At 66.1% G+C, this 6703-nt stretch carries 6 protein-coding genes and 1 tRNA gene; 2 read left to right on the forward strand and 5 right to left on the reverse strand.

What is annotated here, in order from left to right; genetic code table 11:
* The first annotated feature begins 88 nt into the window (after window positions 1–88).
* Window positions 89–586, forward strand: a complete 498-nt coding sequence (locus tag BMZ02_RS18415; RefSeq protein WP_091646522.1) for a host attachment protein — start codon at window positions 89–91, stop codon at window positions 584–586.
* Window positions 587–718: 132 nt separating this feature from the next.
* Complete coding sequence (locus tag BMZ02_RS18420) at window positions 719–2305, forward strand: gamma-glutamyltransferase family protein (RefSeq protein WP_091646524.1); 1587 nt, start codon at window positions 719–721, stop codon at window positions 2303–2305.
* Here BMZ02_RS18420 and BMZ02_RS18425 read toward each other — a convergent pair.
* The 5 genes from BMZ02_RS18425 to BMZ02_RS19080 form a co-directional block, all read right to left on the reverse strand.
* On the reverse strand, window positions 2302–4326 hold the full coding sequence (locus tag BMZ02_RS18425) for a TRAP transporter permease (RefSeq protein ID WP_091646526.1): 2025 nt from the start codon (window positions 4324–4326) through the stop codon (window positions 2302–2304). The genes BMZ02_RS18420 and BMZ02_RS18425 overlap by 4 nt on opposite strands.
* A 101-nt stretch (window positions 4327–4427) precedes the next feature.
* Window positions 4428–5465 (reverse strand): TAXI family TRAP transporter solute-binding subunit, encoded by a 1038-nt coding sequence (locus tag BMZ02_RS18430; protein WP_091646528.1) that lies wholly within the window; start codon window positions 5463–5465, stop codon window positions 4428–4430.
* A 125-nt stretch (window positions 5466–5590) separates the two neighbouring features.
* Window positions 5591–5664: transfer RNA gene (locus BMZ02_RS18435), tRNA-Gly, on the reverse strand.
* A gap of 61 nt (window positions 5665–5725) precedes the next feature.
* Window positions 5726–6451 carry a hypothetical protein gene (locus BMZ02_RS18440; RefSeq protein ID WP_091646529.1) on the reverse strand — a complete coding sequence of 242 codons (726 nt, stop codon included), beginning with the start codon at window positions 6449–6451 and terminating at the stop codon, window positions 5726–5728.
* A gap of 57 nt (window positions 6452–6508) precedes the next feature.
* Window positions 6509–6703, reverse strand: a 195-nt coding sequence (locus BMZ02_RS19080; protein WP_091646531.1) for a hypothetical protein, incomplete at its 5' end; no start/stop codon positions are given.

Below are 6703 nucleotides of genomic sequence, written 5' to 3' on the forward strand. Positions count from 1 at the left end.
AGCGGACGGCGCCACCCGACCGGGATGGTGGGCGGTGGTGTCTTTCGTACCACCGGCGGTTTCCCGCCGCGAACCAAGGAGATCACGTATGAGTCGTTATTGTGTGGTCGTTGCCGAGGGATCGAAAGCCCGTTTCTTCACTGTTGAACACCCAGAAGTGCCAGAACTCGAGTCCGGACCGGACCTCATCGAAAGGAAAACCATGTCGAACCCCACCCACCAGGCCCATGGCGAGGAGATCCTCGCGGACCTGCGTGCCGGGCGCAATCGCACGCCCAACGGGTCGGCCCATGGTTACGACGATCATCGCGATGGATACGATGCGGAATGCGAACGGCGTTTCGCCCGTGAAATCGCCCAGGAACTCGATACCATGGCGCGCAGCAACGGCACGCGCCGGGTGGTCCTGTGCGCCGAGAAGCGCATGCTCGGGTTTCTGCGCCCCAACCTCCACCACGCGATCCCGAACGGGGTGGACCTGCACGAAGTCCCGAAGGATCTGGCCAAGCTGAGCCCCAGAAAGCTCCATGAACGCCTGGCCAACGACGGCCACATTCCGAAGCGTCGCGGCAGACGCCGGCACTGACACAGGAATGCGCGCCCGTGCGGCGCTGACCATCAAAGCCCCGCTCGTGCGGGGCTTTTTTCGGCTTACTTTGCCTCTAACGACCCCTGTGCCATAGTCGAACCGCGTCTTTGAGTCAGGGCCGGCCCGATCATGCAGTTCGAAACCCCCTACGCCTCCCGCCGCAGCCCGGTGCTCGGCGACAACGTGGTCGCCACGTCCCAGCCCCTGGCGGCACAGGCCGGGCTGGACGCTCTCGCCGACGGTGGCAACGCCGTTGACGCTGCGCTCGCCGCGGCCATCACGCTGACCGTGGTGGAGCCCACGGGCAACGGCGTGGGCAGCGATGCATTCGCCATCGTTCACGACAGCCACCGCCTCCACGGCCTGAACGCCAGTGGCCGGTCACCGGCGGCGTGGCGGCCGGACCGGTTCAGCGGGTTCGAGAGCATGCCGCTGCGCGGCTGGGAGTCGGTCACGACCCCCGGCGCCGTATCGGCCTGGGTTGCGCTCTCCGAACGCTTCGGAGCGCTGCCGTTCCCGCGACTGTTCGAGCGCGCCATTGCCTATGCCGAGGGCGGTTTTCCGGTCTCACCGGTCATCGCCCGGCTGTGGACCCTGGGCGCCCGGGAGCTGTCGGCACAACCCGGCTTTGCGGAAGCCTTCCTGCCCGACGGCCATGCACCCACTGCCGGTGAGCGCTTTCGCAACCCGGCGCTGGCGGCAACCCTGCGTGCCATCGCCGAGAGCCGGGGCGACGCGTTCTATCGCGGCGACCTGGCGGAGCGCATCGCGGCGGCGGCCGCAGCCAACGGCGCGGCGCTGTCGGCGGACGACCTGGCGTCCCATGCCGTCGACTGGCCCGGCACGATCCACATCCACTATAACGATGTGCTGGCCCACGAGATTCCGCCCAACGGCCAGGGCGTCGCTGCCCTGATCGCCCTGGGCATCCTCGATCGCACGGAACTGCGCGAAGTGGGGCCGGACAGCGTCGCCGGCCTCCACCTGCAGATCGAGGCCACCAAGCTCGCCCTGGCCGACGCCCACGCCCACGTCGCGGATCCCGCCACCATGACCGTCAGCCCTGACGAGCTGCTGGCGCCGGACTACCTCGACCACCGGGCCGGCCTCATCGATCGCCGACGCGCCGGCGACCCGGGTCACGGCGATCCACGCCCCGGGGGGACGGTCTACCTCTCCACTGCGGACGCCGCCGGGCGCATGGTGTCGTTCATACAGTCCAACTATCTCGGTTTCGGCTCCGGCGTAGTGGTGCCCGGCACCGGGATCAGCATGCAGGGTCGTGCGGGCGGGTTCAGCCTTGAGGCCGGACACCCGAACCAGGTCGACGGCGGCAAACGGCCGTTCCACACCATCATCCCCGGCTTTCTCACCACCGCGGACGGCGCACCGCTGACCAGTTACGGCGTCATGGGCGGCCCCATGCAGGCCCAGGGCCATGTGCAGATGACGGTACGTCTGGCCGACTTCGGCCAGGACCCGCAGGCCGCCTGCGACGCCCCGCGGTGGCGCGTGCTCGCCGGGCGCCGCGTGGCGGTAGAGGCCACCATGCCGGACAACACCCGAACGGCTCTCATGGAGCTGGGGCATGAGCTGGTGGTTGAAGAGCCCGAGGCAGCATTCGGCTTCGGCGGGGCACAGATCGTCCACCGCCTGGAAGCCGGCTACGTTGCCGGCTCCGACCCGCGCAAGGACGGCCAGGCGGTGGCGTTCTAGCCACTGTCGTTCACCGCCGCCTGCAGCGGCTTCTCGCTCAGGGACCGACGCGCCCGCGCCAAGCCCCACATCCCCAGGGCGACCACCGGCACGACGGCGAGCCAGGCCAGCTGCTCGTCGGGGTACAGGATCACCACGAGGCTGAACAGCGCAATTGCCAGCCGCGCCGTCCAGTCCAGTGCCCGCGTCCGGGCAAAGCTCCCCTGCAGCGCAAAGATCACGCCCAGGGTGCCGACCAGCAGCAGCGTAAAGGCCGGCACCTGCGCAAGTCCCGGCTCAACCACCAGTCCCGGACGGGTATACACCCCCGCCATCATGATCAACAGCGGCACGCACAACCCCAGTGCGGCGATCATGGTGCGCACGAACGGCGCCTCCGCGATCCGCGATGTCACCGCGGCCACCACGGATGTGGGCGGCGACAGCTCGCCGAATACCGCCACCAGGAAGGCGAAGAAATGCGCCACCCACGGGTCCACCCCGGCGCGGATCATGAACGGCGCGATCACCACGGCCACGATGATGTAGGTGGGCGCAACGGGCAGCCCCATGCCCACCAGGTAGCCGAACGCGAAGGCGACCAGGACCATCAGCGCCAGGTGCGCGCCGGCTGTCTCCATGAGCAGGATGCCGACCTTCGTCGGCACGCCGGTGATGGTGAACGTGGCCGTCAGAATGCCCAGCGAGGCCAGCAGCACGGTGAGTTCGGCGGTGTTGGTGGAAAAGGTCTCGATCATGCGCACGAACGGCCGCCCCGCCTCCCGCAGACTCTCCCGGCGCAACAGCGCCAGGGGCTGCTCCCGGGAGGCCCACACGAGGCGGGCGAAGAACAGCACCGAGAGCACCAGGAGCAGGCCCATGAACACCAGTTGCGCCGAGGACATGGCGGCCCTGCGCTCGACGCCCATCAGCCAGATCAGCGCCACGACCGCCAACCCGTAGGCGGCGAGATTGACGATATCCATGGGCTGCATCGGCTCCCGGCGGGGGTTCACTGCACGCTGCATGTACTGCCCCGCCAGCAGATACACCGCCAGGCTGACACCGATGAAATACAGAATCGCGGGGGCGAATCCGCGCGCAACCACATCGAAGTAGCTGACCCGCATGTACTCGGCCATCAGAAAGGCAGCGATACCCATGAGCGGCGGCATGAGCTGGCCGCCCAGGGAAGACGCGGTCTCCACTGCGGCGGCCTTGACCCTGGGGAAGCCTGCGCGGATCAGCGCCGGAATGGTCGCCGACCCGGTCGTGGCCGCATTCGCCGCGCCACTGCCGGATACCGCGGCCACCGAGAAGCTGCCAATGACGGCAGCCTGGGGCAGCAATCGCGGTGACCGGGCCGCCAGGCGCGAACTGCCCACGAGAATGGATTCGATGCAGCCGAACGCCCGCAGCACTGCCAGTACGAGCATGAAGGAGCCGATCAGCGTGAGGCCCAGCTGGGAGAGGCGCTCGAACACACCGGTCGAGATCTCGACACTGGACGCCGTGAGGATGCGGTCCCAGCTCATTCCGGGGTGACTGAACACCCCCGGCACCAGGTAGCCGTAGGCGGTATAGAGAATGAGCGCCAGGATCACCAGCGCGAGAGCCAGGTAACGGCGACGGGTGTACTCCAGCACCAGCGCGACGACAATGGCGCCCGCCAGCTTGTCGGCATCGTTCCAGAAACCGACACGATTGATGCGGATGCCGTCGAACTCGGCGACAAAATACGCCGACGCATACAGCAGGGCCGCAGCATAGCCCGCGCCCACGAGGGTCGCCAGCACCGGACCCAGTGCCGGATAAAGCTCACCATGGCGGAGGTCGTTGAGATACGCCAGCGCCACGGCCACCGGCACCATGGTCACCGCCAGCAGTGTCGCGCCACCCGCCCCCGTCAGGTAGTACGTGGTCAGGTACGAAAAGAAGTAGAGCGAGATCCCGTAGAAGAGAATCTGGCTCACCACGTTGCACCAGTATTCGGTTCGCGTCAGCGGACGCGTCTCCGCACCCTGGTCCTGTTCACGCGCCATGGATCGGGATATCCAGCACTGATCCTCCCGGGCGCCTCAGGGGCGCCGTGTTGGCCGATCAGGCCCGGCACGCGGACTCCCGCGCGCCGGGCAGGCGTGGCTCAGTCCTCGTAGATCCAGTCGTCCCAGGCGTCGTCCCAGGCATCATTGTCTTTCAGGAAGCGGGCAAGCCCCGGATGCACCGGGACACTGCCGCCGGAGGCGGCGACCCCGCGGCGCTGAAGGTCGACCATGTCGTCATCCACCTGGGCGAACGAGGCGTTGGCCTCCCGCAGTTCCTCCGAGTGCTCGTCGATGATGGTAAGCATCTCGTAGAGGTCCTCTTCGGGTACGTCCGGCCCCAGATGGAAGCCGTAGAAGAACGGCACTGCGTATGCGGTATCCACGTTGACGTCGGAATCGTAGACGTCAGGATCGATGGCAACGACCTCCATGCCCGCCTCCTCGATCATCCGCCGCTCGTCCTCGCTGGGATTGAGAATGGTCGCGCGGGACGAGAGCATGGCCTCATTCACCCACGGCGCCAGACTGGACTCGCCAGTGGTGTACGCATTGAAACCACGGATGGTGCCTTCGTTAAGGGACGACCCGGCGATATCGATGTCGATTTCCGTGTACTCGTGGGTGACGTTCGCCGCCGCCATGGCGCGCTCGAGCTGCGCGCGAACGTCCCAGGGCGCAGGCCCCGTGAACACCGGCTTGCCGGAGAGATCCCCCCAGCCATCGAACGCCTCCTGATCATCGGCGCTCACCGCCAGCCCGACTTCCATGGTGTAGGCCCAGAAGGACTGCACCGGCTCGCGCTCCATGGCACTTCGAAAGCCCTCGAACCGACCGGAGTCGTCAGCCAGCTCCTGGAAGGCCACATCGGCGCCGTAATAGCCGTCGAACTCGCCCAGGGCGTAGCCTCGCACCGTCGCTATGGCGCCGGCTGTCGGCAGCACGGTGATGGAGTAGCCTTCCCACTCCCGGTTCAGCAACGCCATCAGGTCGACCTTCACGGCGTGACCACCGGAGCCGGTGGCCGAGGTGGCCCAGGCGAGATCCCGGTCTGCATGCACGGGCGCCGTTGCAAGGCTGGTAAGCAGCGCCGCGGCCCCCAGGGCAACGGGCGTCACGAACGAAGAGCGCTTGGCCATATCTCCTCCCCTTTCTCGTTTTTTGTCCCTTTTTATTGTTCGGCCCACGGGCACAAAGCGTCCGGAACCAGTTTTGAGTGTGGTTTGGGGGTGGCGGGAGGTCAAGACGGCCGGGGAGAGTTGAGTGGAGCGGGTGATGGGAATCGAACCCACATTAAGAGCTTGGGAAGCTCCCGTTCTACCATTGAACTACACCCGCTTGCTGCGAGAGTGAATGTAGCCGCGAAGGCGGGGGCTTGGCAAGCCCCGCAAGTCGGCGTTCAGGCCGTGGCAGCGAACTGCGGAACCTCTACTTCCAGCTCCCCGGTCAGCCGGCGGTACAACATTGACCGCTCAGCATCATTCAACTCACCCAGTTTGATTCGGAACCGACGCGGTTTCTCATCGCTCTCGGCCCCACCCGGCCGATAGGTCAGACGGAGGGCTTTACGCCCAACCTGCTCAACGGTCTCGACATCCTTGTAACGAACCAGGCGGCGCCCTTTTGCGGGAAACTCCTTCAAATCCAGATAGGTGGGATGCATCCGCAACCGGGCGTTTTTCCGACTCCAGAGACCCATCAACACAAAGACAATACCCAGCGCGATGGAAGGAGGAATAACGAGAAGCACCCCGCTTATCACGAAAAAGGCGCCACCGCCGATAATGAGGCGCCAGGGTGACACCGCGAACTCCATATCCGGCTCCGTGAGCCCGCCCGGGGTGTTGCCGGTATCCTCCAGAAACTGATGCTCGGCCGCCATGTCGAGCGCCCGGCTCACCCCGGGGACGCTCACAAGCCCTACAGGCATGATCGGGATTGCTCCCGCCAGCACCATATAGGCACCCGTCTGCCACCATCGAAGCGCTATGAGACCGGTACCGACGGCATTCAGAGCCACCGGTATCAGCATGTAGGGACCGAGATCTGGCGCTATATGAGACACGAACACGTACGCCAGGATCGAGGCGACAATTCCGCCTCCTAAAGAGCCGATCATCCACATGTCGAAACCTCCCTGTCAGTATTGAACGTCCATGAACAGCGAGCGCGCTCTGGCGCTCTACCGTGCTCCAACCATCCCCCTCCGGGTGTCCAGGCGCGAACCCGGCCCGGTCAGCGATGCAGGAAACTGCCGCACCACCTCCGGACCGTACTCGCGTAGCCGCCGCTCTTCGTCACGCTCACGGTAGGGGTCGAACACCTCATCCGGCGGCAACGGCTTGCTACGGTCCATGTACCAGCTATAGAAGGCCAT

The sequence above is a fragment of the Aquisalimonas asiatica genome (genome assembly GCF_900110585.1).
Lineage (GTDB): Bacteria > Pseudomonadota > Gammaproteobacteria > Nitrococcales > Aquisalimonadaceae > Aquisalimonas > Aquisalimonas asiatica.

Excerpts from the sequence above, each read along its gene's own strand:
- BMZ02_RS18425 (WP_091646526.1), bottom strand. The coding sequence starts at position 4,326 with ATGGCGCGTGAACAGGACCAGGGTGCGGAGACGCGTCCGCTGACGCGA.
- BMZ02_RS18420 (WP_091646524.1), top strand. The coding sequence starts at position 719 with ATGCAGTTCGAAACCCCCTACGCCTCCCGCCGCAGCCCGGTGCTCGGC.
- BMZ02_RS18415 (WP_091646522.1), top strand. The coding sequence starts at position 89 with ATGAGTCGTTATTGTGTGGTCGTTGCCGAGGGATCGAAAGCCCGTTTC.
- BMZ02_RS18440 (WP_091646529.1), bottom strand. The coding sequence starts at position 6,451 with ATGTGGATGATCGGCTCTTTAGGAGGCGGAATTGTCGCCTCGATCCTG.
- BMZ02_RS18430 (WP_091646528.1), bottom strand. The coding sequence starts at position 5,465 with ATGGCCAAGCGCTCTTCGTTCGTGACGCCCGTTGCCCTGGGGGCCGCG.